Annotated in this window: 18 protein-coding genes; 6 read left to right on the forward strand and 12 right to left on the reverse strand. The window is 42.8% G+C overall.

What is annotated here, in order from left to right; translation table 11 throughout:
• Nucleotides 1–379 precede the first annotated feature (379 nt).
• From AC27EZ_RS02345 to AC27EZ_RS02385, 9 genes are all read right to left on the reverse strand, one after another.
• Nucleotides 380–1825: an LAGLIDADG family homing endonuclease gene (locus AC27EZ_RS02345; protein WP_487133758.1), complete on the reverse strand. Its 1446-nt coding sequence runs from the start codon at nucleotides 1823–1825 to the stop codon at nucleotides 380–382.
• A complete protein-coding gene (locus tag AC27EZ_RS02350; protein ID WP_487133759.1) occupies nucleotides 1818–2648 on the reverse strand; it encodes a hypothetical protein in 831 nt (276 codons plus the stop codon). The genes AC27EZ_RS02345 and AC27EZ_RS02350 overlap by 8 nt, the downstream gene beginning before the upstream one ends.
• Nucleotides 2649–2650: 2 nt before the next feature.
• Nucleotides 2651–3049, reverse strand: a complete 399-nt coding sequence (locus AC27EZ_RS02355; RefSeq protein ID WP_487133760.1) for a hypothetical protein — start codon at nucleotides 3047–3049, stop codon at nucleotides 2651–2653.
• Entirely contained in the window at nucleotides 3046–3222 is a 177-nt protein-coding gene (locus AC27EZ_RS02360) for a helix-turn-helix transcriptional regulator (protein ID WP_487133761.1), read from the reverse strand. Before AC27EZ_RS02360 ends, AC27EZ_RS02355 begins: the two co-directional genes overlap by 4 nt.
• Nucleotides 3223–3304: 82 nt before the next feature.
• Nucleotides 3305–4249: a hypothetical protein gene (locus tag AC27EZ_RS02365; RefSeq protein WP_487133762.1), complete on the reverse strand. Its 945-nt coding sequence runs from the start codon at nucleotides 4247–4249 to the stop codon at nucleotides 3305–3307.
• On the reverse strand, nucleotides 4207–5469 hold the full coding sequence (locus AC27EZ_RS02370) for a tyrosine-type recombinase/integrase (RefSeq protein ID WP_487133763.1): 1263 nt from the start codon (nucleotides 5467–5469) through the stop codon (nucleotides 4207–4209). Before AC27EZ_RS02370 ends, AC27EZ_RS02365 begins: the two co-directional genes overlap by 43 nt.
• 309 nt (nucleotides 5470–5778) lie before the next feature.
• A complete protein-coding gene (locus tag AC27EZ_RS02375) occupies nucleotides 5779–6588 on the reverse strand; it encodes an alpha/beta fold hydrolase (protein ID WP_487133764.1) in 810 nt (269 codons plus the stop codon).
• Between the two features lie 11 nt (nucleotides 6589–6599).
• Nucleotides 6600–7190 (reverse strand): chalcone isomerase family protein, encoded by a 591-nt coding sequence (locus AC27EZ_RS02380; RefSeq protein ID WP_487133765.1) that lies wholly within the window; start codon nucleotides 7188–7190, stop codon nucleotides 6600–6602.
• A gap of 133 nt (nucleotides 7191–7323) precedes the next feature.
• Nucleotides 7324–8418, reverse strand: a complete 1095-nt coding sequence (locus AC27EZ_RS02385) for a mechanosensitive ion channel family protein (RefSeq protein ID WP_487133766.1) — start codon at nucleotides 8416–8418, stop codon at nucleotides 7324–7326.
• Between the two features lie 152 nt (nucleotides 8419–8570).
• On the opposite strand from AC27EZ_RS02385, the gene AC27EZ_RS02390 reads away from it, so the two are divergent.
• Nucleotides 8571–9359 (forward strand): DUF6671 family protein, encoded by a 789-nt coding sequence (locus tag AC27EZ_RS02390; RefSeq protein WP_487133767.1) that lies wholly within the window; start codon nucleotides 8571–8573, stop codon nucleotides 9357–9359.
• 47 nt (nucleotides 9360–9406) lie between these two features.
• Nucleotides 9407–10306, forward strand: a complete 900-nt coding sequence (locus tag AC27EZ_RS02395) for a LysR family transcriptional regulator (protein WP_487133997.1) — start codon at nucleotides 9407–9409, stop codon at nucleotides 10304–10306.
• Between the two features lie 35 nt (nucleotides 10307–10341).
• On the opposite strand, the gene AC27EZ_RS02400 is transcribed toward AC27EZ_RS02395, so the two are convergent.
• On the reverse strand, nucleotides 10342–11340 hold the full coding sequence (locus AC27EZ_RS02400) for an L-threonylcarbamoyladenylate synthase (protein WP_487133768.1): 999 nt from the start codon (nucleotides 11338–11340) through the stop codon (nucleotides 10342–10344).
• A gap of 255 nt (nucleotides 11341–11595) precedes the next feature.
• Here AC27EZ_RS02400 and AC27EZ_RS02405 point away from each other — a divergent pair, with 255 nt between their 5' ends.
• Nucleotides 11596–13182: an NADH-quinone oxidoreductase subunit L gene (locus AC27EZ_RS02405; protein WP_487133769.1), complete on the forward strand. Its 1587-nt coding sequence runs from the start codon at nucleotides 11596–11598 to the stop codon at nucleotides 13180–13182.
• Nucleotides 13182–15593, forward strand: coding sequence for a YbcC family protein (locus tag AC27EZ_RS02410; RefSeq protein ID WP_487133770.1), 2412 nt, complete (start codon nucleotides 13182–13184; stop codon nucleotides 15591–15593). The genes AC27EZ_RS02405 and AC27EZ_RS02410 overlap by 1 nt, the downstream gene beginning before the upstream one ends.
• A 75-nt stretch (nucleotides 15594–15668) precedes the next feature.
• Here the strand turns inward: AC27EZ_RS02410 and AC27EZ_RS02415 are convergent, their stop codons facing one another.
• The gene (locus tag AC27EZ_RS02415; RefSeq protein WP_487133771.1) at nucleotides 15669–16073 is read right to left on the reverse strand and encodes a SpoIIAA family protein; all 405 of its coding nucleotides are present in this window, start codon (nucleotides 16071–16073) and stop codon (nucleotides 15669–15671) included.
• Nucleotides 16074–16298: 225 nt separating this feature from the next.
• Here AC27EZ_RS02415 and AC27EZ_RS02420 point away from each other — a divergent pair, with 225 nt between their 5' ends.
• Nucleotides 16299–17891 carry an ABC-F family ATPase gene (locus AC27EZ_RS02420; RefSeq protein WP_487133772.1) on the forward strand — a complete coding sequence of 531 codons (1593 nt, stop codon included), beginning with the start codon at nucleotides 16299–16301 and terminating at the stop codon, nucleotides 17889–17891.
• Nucleotides 17892–17964: 73 nt separating this feature from the next.
• On the opposite strand, the gene AC27EZ_RS02425 is transcribed toward AC27EZ_RS02420, so the two are convergent.
• Nucleotides 17965–18843 (reverse strand): hypothetical protein, encoded by an 879-nt coding sequence (locus AC27EZ_RS02425; RefSeq protein WP_487133773.1) that lies wholly within the window; start codon nucleotides 18841–18843, stop codon nucleotides 17965–17967.
• 247 nt (nucleotides 18844–19090) lie between these two features.
• Between AC27EZ_RS02425 and AC27EZ_RS02430 the strand changes: the two genes are divergently transcribed.
• Nucleotides 19091–20755, forward strand: coding sequence for a Na/Pi cotransporter family protein (locus AC27EZ_RS02430; RefSeq protein ID WP_487133774.1), 1665 nt, complete (start codon nucleotides 19091–19093; stop codon nucleotides 20753–20755).
• Nucleotides 20756–20765 lie beyond the last annotated feature (10 nt).

Raw genomic sequence — 20765 nt, forward strand, 5'->3', positions numbered from 1 at the left:
ATTAAATTCGGTCTTAAACACGAAATTCGTTTAACTGATGCACCTCATCACCAATAAAGCATTGAAATACAATCACTTGTGCAACACTCCCATTACATAACAGCGTAACTTTATAATTTAGTAACTTAATAACTTTATATATTTGAAGAGGCGCTAACGCACCTCTTCCCTTTTTTATAGCATTTAGATTAGATGCGGTGATAAGAAATAATACTCCAACGGAGTAAAAAGAGGCGAGACTAACTATAAGGGTTCTTATAATGCGAAAATTTTTTTTGAATGGTAGCTACGGTGTTTAGCTCACCTCTTCTAGGACTTCGTTTGATAAAAATAAGCGAGACGGCTAGCTTTAGTATTGTGATACTTTTTCAAGATTTGGTTACAAACCGCCCAGTGCCTTCTCGAACACTTTGAACTTCCTGTTCATTCGATTAGCTTCATCAATATCTTCGTACAAGTAACGGTATAACTTCTCGATCATACTCAGTGCGCTAGTCTCAATCTTGTACATAATTAAATCAGACCTTTGCTCTCTAACTACGTAAATAGTGAGGCAAGGACAGTTTGGCGGATTGACGTGCGACCGCGAATACCTCTTACCACAGATTCCAATCCCAGCTTGCTCATGCAATACCTTGGCAACACTTATAATCAGTTCACTCGATTTAGAAGAGAGGCTAAAACGAACCCTACCATTTTGATTTACGCATACACACCCGTCACCTTCGAAGTACCCTCTGATAAAATGCCGTATTAGTTCTGGCGGGATAGCCTCTGGGATAGTCACAGTAGAAGATTTATTACTATGGATGCCCAACCCCTTGAGATGATTCACAAAGTGCTTATTAGAGCACCGTAGCGTCCATATTGGCTTGTCATAGGTCAATGACATACTTTTTGATGGTGATAACCCCACCAGCGCACCTAGCTTTTCTACAAAGTCTCTGTCTATAGAGGCGAGAGAAAAAGAACAAGTGATTTTGTTGGGGCCATAAATTGAACCAATACTACCGTCGCTGCAAACTGCCCCTAAGAACCACGCTAACTCAACCGTCATCTGCTCAAAGAAATCAAGTTTGATATTGGCATTAATCGAATTGCGATTTTTGTCTCGGCCTCTTGAAAGTGCTAGGTTCATAGCTTCACTAAGTGACCTCGACTCAATTCCAAGCTTTTTGAGCACCTTTCTCACAGTGCTGCTTGATATACCAAGGTTCTCTTCGATTTCTCGCGGAGCTTGATCTTCTGCATGCAGCTTAACAATTTGCGAAATATCATCACCTGTGAGGTTGCTTCCTCTTGGCCTCTTTGACTCTAAGCCAAAGTGTTTAAAGCGCTCATATACCTGATAAGTTGATATGTTTTGCTCTTTGGCTATTTCTTCTACGGTTACATCGTCGTCAAAGTACAGCATATGTAATTCTAGTACTTCAGAAGCAAGTCTCTCCCAAAAGCACTCATTGGCTTCAGCTCTGCTTCTTACCTTAAGTCCTAGCTTCGCACATCTAGCAGAAAACCTAGATGGCGATATTCCATGAACCTTTGATATCGCCTCGAACGTCATCTTCTTATTGATGTGCTCATTTTGATATATTTTCTCAATGTCTTGATCACTCCACTTTCGGTTGGAAAGATGGGTAGCCTCTACGTTTGAACGCAACGGCAAGTTGTACTTTTCGAAATTGCGGGAAAGGTTCGTTTTTGGGATGTCGAGTTTTTTACTGATAGCACCCAACCCAAGTTTTTCACCCACGTAATTCGAATAGTAAATATCTTCATATTCTGCGCGAGTAAGCTTCCTAGTACGTCGACTTCGTTTAGTCATATATTCTGACCTCGCTTTTTCTGCATTCCCTTCGCACTTGTTGTATCAATCTCGACAATGAACCAGCGTTAACCGCTTGCCCTGTTAAACATTCAAGATAAAAGTTGACGTCCGAGTTTTTTGTAGTGCCTAGTATGTTTGAGATACACAAGCATCTAAGGACCTGTACTCGTAGCGTAATTGATGACTCATTGAGACGAGACCTTCTGTCGCAAAACATCCTTTTACGAAGAAGCTGCTCATAAGCTACGCAGCTTTTTGAGATCAACTTTGATTGCTTATGGGTTTCTGGCGTTTTAAGGCTTTGTAATGCGAAAAATAAGAAGTTAGGCAAATTTAAAGAATCTAACTTATGCGCAATTGAGCCGACATCCCAGACAAAGTCTTGAACTGAGTTAAGGTCGTAATGATGCGCAGAGTCGAAAGTCCCATATTTGCTTCTAGTGAAATTCACGAACTGTGCATACTGTTGCAATACAAAGTCCAAATCGATGAGCTGTTTATCATTAGAGGCCGCCTTTGCCCACAACGGATATAGTCCATCATCATAAGCCATTCTTGGAAGTAACTTTACAGCGCCTCTAAGTGCCGGTGAGAGCCCTTTCTTTCGGTTCAAAGCAAGATGAAGCGCCACCAGCTTTCTTCGTACAGAGAAATACAGAGACTTATCTTGATTCACCTTTGAAGTGATTAACTCAATTCCCTCGATTAGCTTATCGTTCGACCAAGCAGACAAAGGACTGTTAATTAGCGCGTCAAAAGAAGACAGCTTTACGCTGTCCTCTTCTGCCTCATTGATTGAAACCTGTTCTTCAGCTCCCATCACTAAACCTTATCGATGAGAGTTACTACGTCGTCAGAGGTAATCAAACCGCCTCTTAAAAGCTTTTGCAAAAAGCTCTCTTCAAGCCACTCTTTAAAAGCCTCTTTATCAAGCGAGAATATAAACTCAAACGACTCTTCAATATGGTGATTAAAGAAGATTCTTAGCTTAGGGTGGGTTCGCAAAGCCACCACAAAGAAGTCAGCTTTTGTCGGGACATTCTGTAGGTCGAGCCAGCATTCTAGGGCACTATCATTGATCCCTAACCAACTCGACATTTTTATTGTCGTTGGCCATACTAGCGCGCTGTTAGAAGTATATTCATCAAAATTATGGATGTTGCCAGTGAAACCGATTTTAGCAGGGCACAACAGACGGCGCTTCATCATAGGAGGGTTCATAGCTCACCCCACTTTCTAGACTCGAGCCAAGTGTCGACATCCCCTTTGAGCCAACCCACGCTGTTTTGACCTAGCCTGACTCGCTTTGGGAATTGACCGCTCTTTTCTAAGCGCCATATAGTTGTTCTGCTTAAGCCGATATACTCTCGTAACTGCTGCGTTCTTAAAACCATGTGATTGTCCTCTTAGTTAAAACAAATACATGGTCTCACTAGGGGTTCAGGGCGTGTAAAGTTTCACATAAATTTTCACTTGTTAACCAAATGTAAAGTTATCATCTTCAGGTAACAATAACATCGCTACTTGAGCGACTAACTTAGGGTAATAAGTTGTGTTCACATGTTTAGCCACGTCACTGCTTTCGATTATCTCCTTCTTACCAGTCCCTGGCTCTATAAAAGAAGTGCGAGTTCTTACTTCATCGCTACTCCCCTTGAATCTAGAGGCGGCTAAAACAACTCTTTTCCATAGCTCTTTTTTATCTTTTTTGCCCGACTGAAAGGGAACTCTTTCTCTGTCAACAGTAAAACGCACTAGCGCATCTGCTAAGGGAAAAAACTCTTTGTCTACAGAGTTGGGTAAGCAACCATCTACTAATGTTTGGACGAGCAGCTCTATTCCCCTTTCACCTTGACTCAAAGCTTCTTCCTTTAAAAAACCAATCGTATTGTTGAAGTCTTTAGCCAAGTCGGTTTCATAGAAAAACAGCTCCTCACACTCAACATCAAAACTTTCATGTAATTCAAGCCAAAAATCCATTTTTACACCATCATAAGGCGTTACAGCTCCAAGCTTTGTTATTTGTCGGTTCACAGACGGTAGAGTCATAAATACTCGCTCCATAAAACGCTTGGAAAAGACTCTCTTTTTGTATTCCCGATATATCAAAAAGAGCAACGCATCTTGTGCGAAGTTGGTATCAACTTCATAAACGTTCTTACCAAGAACACTGCCCCCTCCATACTCAGGCAAATATTTAGTGCGAACTAATACTTGGTGCGCTCTGTTTTCACCTTTAACTGTTTCCTCAACTCTATCTTTAAGATCGAATGAAGTATTAAATCCTCCTTCAATACAGAGCGGCACTCTCCACGGCAGTTTGCTGAATTGTGATGCGTATACGAAGATAAGCTCAGCGACGTGAAGGTCTGTAATTTTTATCTTTTCTTTATTACAAGGTTGCTTAAGTAAGTGTCCCATTTTTCTAACGCTTCTCTTTTTTCTTTTATATAGTCATATCTGTCGTAGTGCTTCGCTGACACGTCTTGCAAAGCGTGATTTTGTAATCGGTCACGAGTTAACTTCGAAACACCGAGTTCACCCATTATCGTTTTAACCGTTCTACGTATATCTTTAGGTTGAAACCTTTCCACATCAGCTCTTTCACAGTAGCGCCTCAGGCACTGCGCAACGCTGGTAGTCGGCATATGCTCGCTAGGGGTGTTACGGTTTGGAAAAACAAAGCCGTCACTGTCTCCCAATTTGCGATGATTCAATAAAACCTCAGAGACAGTAGAGGTCATTGGAATGACATGAGCCTTTTTGTTCTTCGAGCGCTGCGATGAGATCTCAATCACGGACTTGGAGAAGTCGACATCTTTCCATTCAAGCGTAATTATTTCGAATGTTCGCTGCCCACCTAATAAGAACATGAGTTTAATCAAAGTTGCCAGGTCGCTTGAAAAGCCTTTACCTTCAAGAGCAGTAAGTAGACCTTTCACCTCATCACTCGATAAGGTGCGCTCTCTTACCACTTCCGCTGATGCTTGACGCGGAATATTAAGAACAGGGTTTGTCTTAACCAAATACTTCTTCTTCCTGCCAAGGTACATTGGGTCGTAATCATGCTTAATAGCAAAGTTAAAGGCTGTCATAGCGTACGAACGTACTCTGTTAGATTGAACAGCAGCCCCTCGCTTAATCATGTATGAGAGCACAAGCGCTATCTCTTCTGTCGAAACTTCGCTTGCCGCTTTGTCGAGCAATGATTCAAACTCTTTCTCCATGGCTTTACGGACTGTATCAAACGTCCGTTTGCCCTTTATCTTCATATCCTCTGTGTAGTCATAGATAAGCTCTTTGAACGTACCTTGTGCGCTGAGCTGCTCTTTTTTAAGAGACTCTTCAGCGGCTTTCATTTTTTCTTGTTCAACGAACTCTTTAGGGTCTGTACCGTCCATCAACATTCTTGAATAGTCAGAAGCTTTAGCTCTTGCTTCTGAGAGTGTATGAGTAGTAAGTCGCCCTATTCTCAAGTACTGAGCTTTTCCATCCTTGTAATACTGAAAGTGAAACGTCTTAGTTCCAGAAGGCAGAGTTTGAAGCACAAGCGTTCCTGTGCCTCTACGCCCCGTAGTATCTCGTGAATAGAAAGGCGTCGATTTTGGTTTTAGTGATTTTATAAATTTATCGGTAAGCATTTTTTAGTCGCCTTATTAGTCGACTAAATAGTAGGGCAACTTGAAACAAGCTACAACAGGACGAATCATACAAAGAGATAAAATATTGATATAGATAAGATAAATAAGCACTATGAAACAAGAAAGAGCAGTCAGCGACAATAAAGATAACGACTCATAATCGGCAGGTCCCCTGTTCAAGTCAGGGTTGGGCCACCATTTTTCTTCTATGCTTTCTCTACTTTTTATGCAACATGATGTTGAGCATCTTTAGTTGCGGTTTCAAATTCAGTTCACTCTCTAGCATTGCACCAGTCGCAGTACGCTGCACTATGAATGCAGGAACTGGCTGTAGGTATCTAAAATCGACGGCCTTTCCCAATGTAAAAAATGGCCAGCATCTGGTACCAATTCATAAATACAATCCGGAATTTTGCTTACCGCAGTGCGAATGCCCTCATGATCAAGAATAGTATCGTGCTCTCCGCAGATTACGAGCGTCTTCGCCGTTATCTCTCGTAAATTAATAAGCTTGCTTATATCTCGACTGTTTTTAACAAACTCACAGTGTTCATAAAAGTTCAGTAGCTCTTTCTCATCCATGGTAGAGAACTGTTGTATCATTTGCTGCTTTTGAGACGCTGGTATGAATTGGCCAAACGTTTCTATCATTAGCGGCGCAATACTATCGACATCGCCCGATTTAAAAAGCGCTTGCCCACGGTGGATAAGCGCTAAAATAGTATCGTTAGTAGAAACGCCGAAGCTCCCCAAAATCATTTTTTCAATTTTTTCAGGGTGCTTCGCTGCGATGTAAGCCGCAAGAATAGTACCCCACGATGCTGCCGCTAAAGTTACTGCATTGTCAGATGCGGTGGCTGCAATAACGTCTAATAACACCTGTTGCTGCTCTTCAAATGTTACCTGAGGATCGCCTGACAATATTTCAGCCCGCCCAGTACCAGGTAAATCAAACACAACAACAGAAAACGATGGAACAAAGCGCTTCACAAAACTACGCCACACCGCCATGGTTTGTTTTGCCCCACTTATACATATAATGGTATTTGGCTTATCGCCATAAATTCGAAAGGGTATTAAGAACCTACCTGACTGAGTACTGCCTTTATAAACCTTCATTCGGTTCCTCTCTATCCGTTAACGTTACGGTAGTTTTTTATCAATTCGTTTTTATCTACTGTCGGTTGGTCACCGAACCATATAGACCATAGGGATTCATTAAACGCTTTCTTGTTCGACTCTACAATTTTTTCGTCATTAACATACACCGTTAGTACGTCTGATGCAGAACGCGCCAACACCAAATGAGTTTGTGCCTCAATGTCTTTATCAACACCACTGGATAGTGTTTTTATCTGTGCTTCAATGTCGCTCAAATCGCGCCCTGAGTTATTACGTTTCACGCCTTCTATCAACGCGTTTTCTAACTGTTTACGTGACACACTGCGAAGAAAAACAAGCTCTATCCTTTGCTCTACATTCCCAGACGTTATCAACGTAAACAAAGCGTGAGAGTCGACAACGGGATTGGTGGGCCATTCCATAAAGTGGCTTATACGATAGACTTTTAAAAAGAAACGTTTTCGGATCGCAGTGCCAGTAAGTTGAAGTGAACTTGCTTGAGCCGCCTTAAAATTTGAATCTGGTTTATCAACAGCAGCCGCAATATGACCTTGCCCAATAACTAACGAAACACTGCATGCTAATAAGAAAGATTGCATCAGTCGCTTTCGATTCACGCTTCGCCCATTTGCGGTTGGTTAATGGTTTGTTACGTAGACTACGCGTAAAACACACATTTATATAGCTGAATTACGCACTTTTAATCCATTGTCCCCTCTCAATTTTTGTTCTTTATTTCGATTGCCTTTGTGAGTCGAGCAGTGCAGTAACTTGCTCCTGATCAATGTTAAGCGCCGTAATAGGAAATGGAATAACAATACCTTCTTCATCAAACCGCTTTTTAAGCTGTTTAATAAACGCGCTTTTAATAAAGAAGCGGTTAAAGTATTCGCGAGTGCGTAACATGATTGTTAGGTTGATACTGGAATTATCGAAGGTGTGAAAAAGAACAAACGGCTGATAGGTATCTACACCATATTCATGATGTTTAAGAATATCTTCTGCTACTTCTAAACAGACCCGCTCCACTAAGTCTAAGTCTGATTGGTAGTGCACACCTACTTCAACAGGGACCGATAGCTCGCGTTCTGGGTAGTAATAATTGATCAACTTTGAATTTGATAACTTGCTGTTAGGCATAATAACAATATTGTTGGGCAGCATGCGTACCCAAGTAGACCGCCACCCAATTTTTTCAACAAATCCTTGCTCTCCAGAATCAAGTTCAATGTAGTCACCTATACGAATAGGCTTATCCATAACAAGTTGAATACCCGAGAAAAAGTTTTCTAGCGTGGGTTGCAGTGCTAGAGCGACCGCTAGTGAGGTAATCCCAAGGGATGCAATAATGGGCGTTATCGACACCCCCATCGTACTAAGAATGATAAGTATGGCCAGCGTTACCAAAATTGCGCGAGCTGCACCACCGGCAATAGCGCTCGTGTTTTTTATCAAGGTAGACTGATTTTTATACCGTGCGAGTGTATAGCTAAAAAAGCGCTCGAAGAACAAAAATACCGTGACAATGACACCCGCCTGCACTACTGCATCAATCACCTTGGGTATCTGCTCGTTATCGATGCCTAACAGGGCCAGTAGGCTTCTACCTAGCATGAGAACCAATAAAATGATAACGAACGTCAGTGGCGTATTAAGCGACAACACTAATACGCGATACATGCTAGACATACTGCTTGTTTCAGAACGGGCTTTTTCTTTTAAACGCACCAAAATAAAGCGTTTAATAGCGAACAGTGCAATGACAAACACCAAAAGGCCGGCAATGGTCAGGGCTCTATCGCTTTGTAACTCTGCGGGAATGTCCATTATTCGTTACCTTTAGTACGATGCAAACCGTGTTTAACATGCAAAACATACGCCATTGCTTTTTTCCAATTGTGGTATAACTTGATAATTACTAAAGCATTACTTATAAAAGTACTCTGCCCTTTAACCCTATTTTCGCCAACGTAGTTGATATGAACAAAGCCGTTATTTGTACCAAACATAAAAAAGGGGCACTCATTGCTTCTCGACTCAAGCGTATTGGTTTGGATGTTGTGGAAGACACATCATTTGACACCGACTCGATGGGAACGTTTGATATGGAAATAGCACGCACGCTTTCTCCTATCGACGCTGCGCAGCACAAAGCAAAAGTTGCTACTACCGTAAATAATACGCAGTTTGGTATTGGCAGTGAGGGCACGTTCGGCCAAGGGCCCTATGCGGGTATCGTTAACTGGTGTGAAGAAGTGCTATGTTTGTATGACGCAGAGAGCGCTCATGCTATTTATGCCTTTGCGCAGGGCCCTATATCAGTTAACACTGTTAACATTAACAGTGCAGCACAGTTAATCGAAATCACTCAATCGTCACTGGGGCAACGCTGGATGATAACCTTACCGTCGGGGGTTGAAAAAGGCCTCTCGATTAATGATATACATCACCTTATTGAGCGTGCGCGGGTATCCTTTCCTTTTACGTTAATGCCTGACTACCGCGCGTGTTATTGCACAGAACGACAAGAAATTATCAAACAGGCTGCGGACGATCTCATTAAGCGCTTTAACGCTAAATGCCCGGCCTGCAATAAGCCAAACTTTGTTGTAAACAAGACGGTAGAAGGCTTACCGTGTGAATATTGCGGTTTTCCTACGCATCAAGTTAAGCGTAGAATAACAACCTGCGATTGTTGTCATTATCAGCGGGACGAACCGGTATCTACGTTAGCTAGCCAACAGTATTGCCAGCTTTGTAATCCCTAAGCCCACATGCACTTAATATTTTGCCGAGGAGAATTGGCTTGTCGAGAATGAATTACCATCATTTATATTATTTTTGGCGAGTAGCCAATACTGGTAATTTAACCCAAGTGGCGAACGAAATTCACCTATCGCAATCTGCAATTTCAGCTCAATTAAAACAGTTTCAGCAAAATCTTGGCGTAGAACTACTTACACGACATGGACGCTCGCTTATTCTCACTCCAGAGGGAAAACAAGTTCTCAGCTATGCCGATGAGATTTTTTCAAAAGGGGAAGAACTCGAATCGCTAATTAGCAAAGGGCTACCTAAACAACTTCGCCACGTATCTATTGGTGTGCTATCGAACTTATCGCGAAATTTTGTTGAGACATTTACGCTGCCGTTACTTAACGATAAGTTCGCCACATTTTCGTTACAGACTGGTAGCCTCCAATTTTTACTCGATGGGCTATCTAATCTTAAATTTGATGTCATTCTGACAAACCATAACGTGGAGCTTGGACAACAAAATGCCATTTGGCATAGCGAGCTCATCTCTCGTCAAGCAATAGAAATTGTGGGCCCATCAAAACCCCGACGAGGACGCACCTTTCCGCAAAGCTATAACGACGTATCTTGGGTGCTTCCCACCGTCAACAGTGAAATACGCTCTGCGTTCAGTATTGCTTGTGCTAAACATCAATACACGCCGAAGATAAAAGCAGAAACCAATGACATGGCAATGCTTCGACTGTTAGCGCGCGACAGCGGGGCATTTTCTGTTATGCCGGCGGTCGTTATACGCGATGAAATTGCTAATGAACGGCTGCATATTCAACAAAGTTTGCCTGATGCATACGAACATTTCTATGCCGTAACGTTATCTCGCAAACGTGTTACCCCTCAGCTTCAGCAACTGATTGAAAATGTCAAAAACACAGGCGATATGGCATTAAACAACGAATAGTAAACGCCTGGTGAATTACCTCATCGTATATGTAGTTACGCTACAATACGACGAACGCGGTTGTTTATAGCATGCCATGAATCAGTATCTGGCAGCGACTCTATGATAATTCTACTAAGCCCTTGTTCATCCAACGTGTGTAGCGCAGCATACAATTGTGCAGCGTACTGTTTTGGTGAATGTCCCAATGTAATATAAGACGCATCGAGCACACTGTTTTCCAGCGCAACGTCAGAGTGGGTTATAAAACCAACACGCTCATTGGCGGGCGGCTTTAGCGGCGAATGAGAATACCTAAAGTATTCAATTATTGCGTCGGTCGATTGCAAAGCAACTGGCGTGACAGGTTGATAGTGCTGCTTAACACTTCCAGGTACAGTAACGCCAGCCTTTTCTGAATAGCTAATGTTTTGCCCCAGCGTGTGAGACAGCTGCTCATCATTAATTGGGCCTGGCCGCAATATTGAAATCGAGGAGCCGGTTACATCTACGATGGTTGACTCAATACCCACTTCAGCTTTTCCACCATCGATAACCGCTGCAATACGCCCATCAAGTGAGGTAAGCACATGCTGCGCCGATGTCGGACTGATAAACTTGTATTTGTTTGCCGACGGTGCCGCTAACCCTAACCCGGTTTCTCTAATTAACGTCAAAAAATCTTCACTTGCGGGCATGCGTAGAACAATTGAATCTTGTCCACCAGTGACACTATTCGGTACCCAATCGTGCTTTTTAAGCAGCAACGATAGAGGACCAGGCCAAAAGCGTTCGGCAAGTGTGAATGCGACATCTGGCACCTCTTTCGCCCACTTACTGATATCTTCAATGCTAGCAATGTGAACGATGAGTGGGTTGGTTGCAGGGCGCGCTTTGGCTTCAAAAATCCTCGCTACCGCATTTGCATCCGCTGCATTAGCCGCAAGGCCGTATACAGTTTCCGTTTTCACAGCTACGCATTCGCCATCAGCAATAAGCTGCGCTGCGCACTTTATGTCATTGGGGAATCGAAGAACCTGCGTGTTGTATTGCATAAATCATAAGCCTTAAAAAATATATAAGGATGATCGCGCGCACGCATTAAAAAATAAAATGCAATTATCTAAAGTAAAACATATATAAATATGAACCATTAAAACCATTTAAAACACTAATTATTTAATAATAAACAATAAATATGAAAACAAAAATTTAACAATTAACATAAATCTATCATTTATAGGTATTCATTCTATTTTTATTGATTTATTAAGCATGCTTTACTCTATAAAAATTTTAAGGAGTAAAGCATGTCATCTCACACTAGCGCGTTACTACTGGTCTCGCTCCCACTGTTTTGGACGGTCCTATCTTGGTTTACAGGACGTACACAAAACAAGTCTCAAAAACTACGAGTCGAGCGCATTGCTATTTTCGGTAGCGTGTCACTCTTTCTGTTTTCGTTGCTCATTGGATTCACGTTTGCCGCTGACCTTGCTCCTGGCACAATGTTGGTTACACTGACACCACTAAAAGCACTGATAACACTAACTGTGGTCGCGATAGGCGTTATTCTGATGCGCTTTTCAAGAAACTATCTTGTAGGCGAAGCGTGTTACCCTGCTTTCTTACGCTGGATGCAGCTGACGTTATCAGCCGTTGTAATCACCATATTGGCAAACCACTTTATTGTATTTTGGCTTGGCTGGCTTTCTGTTAGCTTGTCTCTTCACCACCTTCTTTTGCTCTACCCTGATAGACCTCGCGCCATCATCGCCGCACATAAAAAATTTCTGCTCGCGCGCACTTCAGAACTACTGATGGCAGGTGCCTTTACGCTTTTTTTTCTTGCTTTTGACACCCTGTATATCGACGAGTTATTAAGTAAAGTCAATGAGGTTGACTTGCTCACTCAAACGCAACATTCCTGCTTTATCTACGCAACCTGCTTACTTGCAGTTGCCGCATTACTTAAATGCGCACAATTACCTGCACACGGTTGGTTAATTAATATTGTAGAGTCGGCTACACCGGTTAGTGCACTGCTTCATGCAGGTGTTATCAACTTAGGTGGCTATCTTCTTTTAACCTTCGCACCGCTTATCGCCGCCGCTCCACAAGCGCAATGGATAATACTGATTGCGGCAGGTTTAAGTGTATTCTTAAGCTCGCTGATAATGACTACACGGGTAACCATTAAAGTACGTCTAGCCTGGTCTACATCGTCACAAATGGGATTAATGTTAATCGAGTGTGCAATGGGTCTTTACGCCCTTGCGGTCATCCACCTTGTAGCACACTCGTTTTACAAGGCTTACGCTTTCTTAAATTCAGGCTCGGCAGTGTATGAAGAGCTTGAGCATGACATTAGCGCGCATCGAACGCCTCTATTTGCCGATTGGCTGAATGCCGCGTTTATTACTCTATTAATCGTATTAGCCGTTTACACACTTAGCGACTATCAAGGTCCGTTAAGTCCCTGGGTGTTAGTCAGCTTGGCATTAACCTCATTTCTGGCAATGCGAACTGCACACGCAGACCAAACCCAACTCTATATTTTTGTGGGTATTGCTACGGCACTCGTCACGTCATACTCATTGGTTAAAGGCCTCGTTCAAGATTATATAGTGACAGGCTTGCCCTCTCCGGCCCTACCGTTTTCAGCCATGGACATTTGGATTAGCGTGCTATTTCTTTGCCTTTTCGTTGCCCACTACTTAATGCAAAGCTTTGCTGAGCGAGGCGCGATTAAGAAGTTTAAGCAATACCTTTTCGCAGGCTTTTACCTTGATGAGTGGTTTACCAAAATCACCTTAAAAGTCTATCCGGTCACATTACGAAACACACCTAAACATAACACCCGAGCAGCCACTGTTTCAAAAATTGGGAGCCTATAATGACGGTTATTTCTCTAAACGAACCAACGGTAAATGCAGTAAGAATGAAGCGAGCAGCGACAGAGGCCTGCGAGCTTGTGGCCCCGAACTTCCCACTAGATAAGTCGATTGCAGTAAACCCTTTTTGGAAACTCATTAATGAGCCCATGCAAGACGTTTCAGCCAGAGTTCACGCTCTCACCGGCATTTCAACCATAATGCCCTCTACTTACTGGTTAGATTTATATAACGAGGGCGCAATATCAGATTCAGCGATCGCACATAGCTTACAACAGTACGGCTTGTCCAATGACGTAAAGACGTTCTTAACGCAGCTTACTATGCCAACGAATACCGCCACGTTGCCTTGCATCACCACATTGTTTGACGGCTACCGATTGCCCACTGAAATGACGTGGACAGACGAATGTACGTTCCAAATCAGTCAATTTTGCGCGGCGTATTATCAACCAGACTCACCGCTTGTACACATTAATGCCAGCTCTCCCTCCGATGCCTTGTATAAAAGTTGGTTACATGGCTTGAAACACGATGCAGGCATAAACGTGTTAATGAACACCAAGAAGCTGAAATCCATTTTTAATACTATTCCGCAAGACATTGAAACCCTGCTGAATGAAGCTAGTGAATCATTACAATTGGAAAGTAGTAGAGCGACGGATTACTTTTATACTCTTGTTATGAGTATGAACGGTTGGGCGTCGTATATTACGTATAGAACATGGCTTAAAGAAAGCGATGAACTGCAAGGCTTACTTGCTATTCGTCTTGCATGGGAACTCATCGTTTATCGCTATAACACCACGCATCATGAAGATGCCGCCAAGCAGGTAAGTGTGCGTTGGCGTCATGCAATAAAGCAGCTATCTCACAATATTGAACAATTTAAGCGTCAAGAGACGATGCTTTGGGTAATGATGTACGCATACGAGCATGAGCAACAACAGCGTCTACAAGCCCGCTTAATAACAACATCACCGTCTCCCCAGTTACAGCCTGACGTACAAGCCGTGTTTTGTATTGATGTTCGCTCTGAAGTTATTCGCCGTGTACTCGAACTGCAAAGCCCCTCTATTAAGACAATGGGCTTCGCAGGCTTTTTTGGAATGCCTATCGCCTACGCTCCCTCGCATACTGATGCGCATCGTCCACAGCTTCCGGGCCTGCTATCACCACAACTCACTGTCACTGAGAGTAATACCTTAACGTACCGGACCGAATTTATTCAACAGCGTTCAACATGGCACAAGTGGAGCAAATCCCCCTTAGGCAGTTTTTCTATGGTTGAGTCTGCTGGGTGGTGGTATGCCTTTAAATTGCTTAAAAACATGTGGTTACCATCGGGTAAAGAAAACCCCATTAATTCACTAAGTCACGAGGCATGCTGGCAAATAGAGAACGAAGATGGTCCTTTGCAGCTTCACGATAAGGTAGCGCTGGCTGCCGGCGCGCTAAAAATGATGGGCATGATACGGTTTGCACCTACCGTACTATTAGTAGGGCATGGCAGTAAATCGAGAAACAACTTACATGCAGCAGGTCTAGACTGCGGCGCATGTGGTGGTCAATCTGGCGAAGTGAATGTGCGCGTGTTGGCACAATTGCTTAACGATACCGAGATAAGACAAGAACTTGCCACTATGGGGTATAAAATTCCAGGCAATACCCGCTTTATTCCTTCACTTCACAACACCACTACAGACGATGTTGAATGTTTTGACAGCAAGGTGCCGGAAAAAGTAAAGAATTGGCTACTCAAAGCTCAGCATCAAGCGCAAAAAGAGCGGGCGAAACACTACAGCACAAATTTACAGTTTGAGTCTGATAAAAAGCGCGACCAGCGCTTTCAACAACGCGCATGTGACTGGTCGCAAGTTCAGCCTGAATGGGGTTTGGCAGGAAATGCCGCTTTCATTATTGGCCCTAGACAACGTACCCGTGGCGTAGACTTAGAAGGAAAGTGCTTCTTACATGACTACAACTGGCAAACGGACAAATCGTCTTCGGTATTAGAAACGCTAATGACCGCGCCGATGATTGTTACCCACTGGATTAACGCACAATACAACGCATCAGTTACTGACACTGAAAAGTTAGGCAGTGGAAATAAAGTGCTACACAATGCGGTCGGCAATAATATCGGTGTGTTTGAAGGCAACAGCGGCGACTTAAGAATAGGGTTATCAAAACAATCTCTTCATAACGGAGAGCGTTGGGTACATAACCCTCAACGCCTGAGCGTCTATATTGTTGCACCGAATAAAAAAATCGAAGACATCGTAGCAAAGCATGAAATGTTGCAGTCGCTGGTAGATAACGACTGGCTATATCTTTTCAGTTGGGAGAAACCTGCAGTCATTGAACGTTATTACAAAGGAAGCTGGTATACATCGCATGGGTTAACCATGTAAAGAAAGAGGCAGACTACGCCATTCAAAGCGGGTTACGTTAACGGCGACAAGGATGTCGCGTTGCCTGTATAACGTTTAGCCAATGCCTTGACTATAGTGTGCTTTTTCAGATGCTAACCAAGCCATGGCGTCTTGGTAATCGGTAAAATTACGCTTGTTTATTTTCTTTAGTGCCAAAACACGCTGCTTAACAATTCCCATAATAATATCACTTTTGTATACATATGCTTTCGCGACTAAACTAAAGCTGGGAAGTACAGTGTTAATATCCTCCAACACTGCAAACGCTTCGGGTGTTCCACCTTCAACACCAGTATTATCAACCAGCATACAAAAAGGTTTCCCACGCAGTGTGTGGATCGCGTCAAAAAGCAACGCTTTATAGTTAAGCGCTTCTTTTTCGTTAAAAACGCCGCTAAGCGTAACCGAAATTATCTCCTCGTTAACACATAGCGATGTATGACCACTTTGCTTGCGCATACTCTCTCCATTGTTTGCTAATACAACAGGTTAACTAGGTTTAAAGATATCCTGAGGTGGTACAGTAAACAAGTTAAGCTTAACTTATTAGACCTCTTTACCATTACTGGTCAAAATTCCCTCGACATGACGACCGCAATTCCTTATAGTGCGCGCGTTTTATTATGTTCGTGCGCAACACCACTTACATCTCTTTTCTTCTGTTTTACCCGCTGGAAACTTGTTTTGATCACCACTGCTAATATCACGATGCAATTCGGCTCTGCGCCGCTTTTTGAAAATATCTCTGCCAAATTTGGTAATGGAAACCGCTACGGCCTTATCGGTGCCAATGGATGCGGAAAATCTACGTTTATGAAAATATTGAGCGGCAAACTAACGCCTAGCTCTGGTAATGTTTCCCTATCTCCTGGTACCAAACTTGGTATTTTAAGTCAGGATCAGTTCGCATTTGAAGAAATGAGCGTGGTTGACGCTGTCATCATGGGTGACAAAGAACTCTGGGAAGTTAAACAAGAACGCGATGCCATTTACAGCAAAGCTGAAATGACCGAAGAAGATGGTATGCGCGTTGCTGACTTAGAAACACAGTTTGCCGAAATGGACGGATACACTGCAGAATCTCGTGCTGGCGATATTCTTAGTGCCGCAAGTATTGAGGAAAGTTATCACTTTGGTTTAATGAAAGAAGTGGCGCCCGGTAAAAAGGTCCGTGTCCTTCTAGCGCAAGCCCTATTTGCAAACCCTGATATTTTGCTGTTAGACGAGCCCACCAACAACCTCGATATCTACACCATTAGCTGGTTGGCCGAAGAGCTAAACAAACGCAAGTCGACCATGCTTATCATTTCGCACGATAGACACTTTCTTAATTCTGTGTGCACCCATATGGCCGATATCGATTATGGCGAATTACGTATTTACCCAGGTAATTACGATGCTTACATTGAAGCCGCTATGCTGGTTCAAGAACAATTACATAATGAAAATGCGAAAAAGTCTGCCGAAATAGAAGAGCTACAGGGCTTCGTTGCACGCTTCTCAGCAAATGCATCGAAGGCAAAACAAGCAACCTCTCGCGCAAAACGACTTGAAAAAATTGAATTGGCTGAAATTAAGGCTTCTAGCAGACGTAAGCCTTATATAGTGTTCAACCAACATAAAAAATTACACCGTTTGGCAATAACGCTGGAAGGATTAGGCCATAGCTATCCCGACTTACCGCTTTTTGACAACGCAAACTTGCTCTTAGAAGCAGGTCAGCGACTGGCGATTATTGGTGAAAACGGCGCGGGTAAAACAACCCTGTTGAAGTGCCTTGTCGACGAGCTTTCTCCAACCGCAGGGACCATTAAATGGGCTGAAAACGCTGCGATTGGTTATATACCTCAAGATAATGCCAAAGATTTTGCAAATGACTTAACCTTGTTCGAGTGGATGAGCCAATGGCGAAGTCCTAAGCACGATGATTTACAGATTAAAGGCATGTTAGGCAGGTTGCTTTTTGGCTCTGATGACTTTAATAAAAAAGTCAGTGTGTGTTCGGGTGGGGAGAAAAACCGCCTGTTATTCGGCAAACTAATGCTTCAAGACATAAATGTGTTAGTGATGGACGAGCCGACTAACCACATGGATATGGAATCGATTGAAGCGTTGAATAATGCGCTTTACAAATTTGATGGTACGGTGATATTTGTTAGTCATGACAGAGAGTTTGTGTCATCACTAGCAACGCAAATTATTGAAATAAAAGACAATAAGCTTAATCATTTCGAAGGAAACTACGACGAATTTTTGTCGCATACCGGTCAAGCATAATATATGCTGTACATGCTTATTCAGTAAGAACTAAATATAAAGGCACTACATCATGCTAGTGCCTTTTTTGCACTCAGCGCTTACTTTTCTCGATTATCGCAAAAATAGCATTACGCACTTCGTCTTTTTTATCTTCAGCTAAATATTTCAAGTGAGCGCTTACAAATTCTGGCCGCTGATAGAGCGTACGAATCGCAACGTTTATCTGCTCAATCATCATCTCACCAAATGCACCTCTTTCGCAAAGTACATGACCACTCACTGTTCTTGGGTTTCTAGCAATAGGGTAATCTCTTAGCCTTACAGGTACTTTAGTTCCGTAAACACTGAAAAGTGCGCTAGGGAAAATAAGCGCAAAATCGGAACGCTGATTTTCGAACAGCGTAAAAAACCGGCTAAAAAACGTAGTATTCGATACTTTTATAATTTGGTTTGGCTCAGCTTGACGAATTTGCGCATCTAATACATCTCCATACGAATAATTTTCAGCAACAATTAACGACGAATGAGAATACGCTCTTAACACCTCAGCAATATTAATAACCTCTCCCTTATCGTTAAGAAGGTGTTTTGGTATTGGCGGCAGCGTTGCATGCTGATAAAACCGCTGGGTTTGAAATATGTTTAACGGTAAAGAATATAGAAAACGCTGTTCTCTTTCTTTTGATTTTATCTTGTTGATAACACAAACAGGCCGCCCCTTTTCAATTTCATTAAGCGAACGTGCTAGTGGCACATTGAGAATATCATTCTCATATTGTAATTGGTTAAGTAGAAGCTGGGCAGTTTCTGTCGCGGTAGAATCGTAGTTGTCATTTTCGTTATTCACACGTGTTGTTAAATTAAAGTCGTCAGAATGCAACTCGACATCCTCAATAGAAAAGCGCGGCTGTGCCGCAAGCGCCTTAACAAACAGCAAGCATAACGAAAGAATAAAAAAACGTTTGATCACGTTGAAAAAAATACCTGATAAGAATGACACAATAACTTATCACATCGAGATAAATGATGTCGCTATATTCACTTTAAATTATATTAAAAAAACCTTTAGCTACCCTAAACAGTGTGGCAACTTTTTCACTCGTATATGTTACGCAAAACACCTTACCTAAGATCTTCTTCGCATGAGTTGATCTCACGCAACGTTATTATGTGAGAATTTGCTATACCTAAGAAACAATTTACTTCGATTACTCTCTATGAACGATACGATTTCTTTAGTAGGAGGATTAATTGGTGGCCTTGGCCTCTTTATTCTTGCAATAGGGATGATGACTGAAGGGCTAAAGTCAGCTGCGGGCGCCAGCTTACGACACCTGCTTGCCGTGTGGACCAACACACCAGCGAGAGGAGTACTGACCGGCTTTACCATGACCGCAATTGTGCAATCGTCAAGTGCCGTCACAGTGGCATCGTTGGGCTTTGTTAATGCAGGGCTTATTAACCTTAGCCAAGTTTTAGGGGTTATTTTTGGCGCTAACATAGGCACTACAGTAACAGGCTGGTTGGTAGCTATACTAGGCTTCAAATTGAATGTCGATGCCATTTCGTTACCGCTCATTGGTATTGGCATGGCAACTAAGCTGGTTTTTCAACGCGGTAAGCCTGCAGCAATCGGTACGGTCTTGGTAGGTTTTGGCCTCTTTTTTACTGGTATTGACGTTTTAAAAACTACGTTTGATAGCGTGGTAGCATCATTCTCATTGGAAGAGCTAACCGCAAGTGGTGTCAGCGCCATGTTCATATACTTACTTGTGGGTATTCTCATCACTATTTTGACGCAATCTTCTAGTGCGTCCATCGCAATTACGATTACTGCCGCTTCAAGTGGCGTAATAGGTTTGTATGCTGCCGGCACAATGGTAGTGGGTGCAAACATCGGTACGACCTCAACCGCAGTACTTGCTGCATTGGGGGCGACATCTGCGGCCAAACGGGCCGCGTCAGCGCAAGTTATCTTCAACATTGTTACTGCCATCGTAGCAATGCTTGTTCTGCCGGTTCTTTTTTCTGCGATTCGATTATTGAGTGAATTACTTTCACTGGCTTATAACCCTGCCATTTCGCTCGCACTTTTTCATACGCTATTCAATCTGCTCGGGTTACTGTTGATTTATCCGTTTATTAATCCACTTGCTCGATGGCTCGACAAACGATTTCTTACATGGGAAGAAACAGAGTCTCACCCACGATTCTTAGATTCAACGGTGGCATCTACCCCAGCCTTAGCAGCGAATGCCATATTAAATGAAACCGAAGCGTTACAACAACGGCTACTTAAGCTCTATCAACTCGCGTCATACAAAGCCACGTTAGACATTCGTCACTTCCATCAGCAAATCGGTGTAGCGAAATCACTTTGTGAACAAATATCTGCGTTTATCGTGAGTATTGATCGGGCTGAATTAAGTGATGAAATCACCGAGCAGCTCGCAACGCTTATGCGTGTAAATCATTATCTGCTTGATTGTATTAACGCGACTGAAGCGCTAGCGGGTTCACTGACTACCAGGGAGTCTCTTAATGACGTTACGTTAGAACAAGACCTCGATAACTTTGTTAAATATGTCTATGAAAGCCTGTCTTTACTCTCAACAAGCACAAGCAGCGCAATGCCTCATGAGCAGGTGTCCCTCGATAATTTAGATAAAAAGCACGAGCAACTGAAAGCTGCGTTAATCAAAGCGGGGACGCTGCGAGACGTAGGCATATCCCAAATGTCGAGTGCGATTGATTGCCTTGGCGATGCTTGGCATATCGCAAGAACATGGCAAAAAGCAGCGCATAGAATAAGCGCATTGTCGGTCGAGCTTAGACCACAGCAACAAACAGACGATAACAGTGATAAAGCAATAATAACCTAATACGCTCTTG

The sequence above is a fragment of the Alteromonas sp. 4NH20-0056 genome (assembly GCF_057539655.1).

What these genes read in the sequence shown, in the direction of transcription:
- AC27EZ_RS02430 (WP_487133774.1), top strand. Translation starts at nt 19,091, where the DNA reads ATGAACGATACGATTTCTTTAGTAGGAGGATTAATTGGTGGCCTTGGC.
- AC27EZ_RS02375 (WP_487133764.1), bottom strand. Translation starts at nt 6,588, where the DNA reads ATGAAGGTTTATAAAGGCAGTACTCAGTCAGGTAGGTTCTTAATACCC.
- AC27EZ_RS02415 (WP_487133771.1), bottom strand. Translation starts at nt 16,073, where the DNA reads ATGCGCAAGCAAAGTGGTCATACATCGCTATGTGTTAACGAGGAGATA.
- AC27EZ_RS02365 (WP_487133762.1), bottom strand. Translation starts at nt 4,249, where the DNA reads ATGGGACACTTACTTAAGCAACCTTGTAATAAAGAAAAGATAAAAATT.
- AC27EZ_RS02345 (WP_487133758.1), bottom strand. Translation starts at nt 1,825, where the DNA reads ATGACTAAACGAAGTCGACGTACTAGGAAGCTTACTCGCGCAGAATAT.
- AC27EZ_RS02380 (WP_487133765.1), bottom strand. Translation starts at nt 7,190, where the DNA reads ATGCAATCTTTCTTATTAGCATGCAGTGTTTCGTTAGTTATTGGGCAA.
- AC27EZ_RS02385 (WP_487133766.1), bottom strand. Translation starts at nt 8,418, where the DNA reads ATGGACATTCCCGCAGAGTTACAAAGCGATAGAGCCCTGACCATTGCC.
- AC27EZ_RS02410 (WP_487133770.1), top strand. Translation starts at nt 13,182, where the DNA reads ATGACGGTTATTTCTCTAAACGAACCAACGGTAAATGCAGTAAGAATG.
- AC27EZ_RS02400 (WP_487133768.1), bottom strand. Translation starts at nt 11,340, where the DNA reads ATGCAATACAACACGCAGGTTCTTCGATTCCCCAATGACATAAAGTGC.
- AC27EZ_RS02355 (WP_487133760.1), bottom strand. Translation starts at nt 3,049, where the DNA reads ATGAACCCTCCTATGATGAAGCGCCGTCTGTTGTGCCCTGCTAAAATC.
- AC27EZ_RS02405 (WP_487133769.1), top strand. Translation starts at nt 11,596, where the DNA reads ATGTCATCTCACACTAGCGCGTTACTACTGGTCTCGCTCCCACTGTTT.
- AC27EZ_RS02360 (WP_487133761.1), bottom strand. Translation starts at nt 3,222, where the DNA reads ATGGTTTTAAGAACGCAGCAGTTACGAGAGTATATCGGCTTAAGCAGA.
- AC27EZ_RS02350 (WP_487133759.1), bottom strand. Translation starts at nt 2,648, where the DNA reads ATGGGAGCTGAAGAACAGGTTTCAATCAATGAGGCAGAAGAGGACAGC.
- AC27EZ_RS02395 (WP_487133997.1), top strand. Translation starts at nt 9,407, where the DNA reads ATGAATTACCATCATTTATATTATTTTTGGCGAGTAGCCAATACTGGT.
- AC27EZ_RS02390 (WP_487133767.1), top strand. Translation starts at nt 8,571, where the DNA reads ATGAACAAAGCCGTTATTTGTACCAAACATAAAAAAGGGGCACTCATT.
- AC27EZ_RS02370 (WP_487133763.1), bottom strand. Translation starts at nt 5,469, where the DNA reads ATGCTTACCGATAAATTTATAAAATCACTAAAACCAAAATCGACGCCT.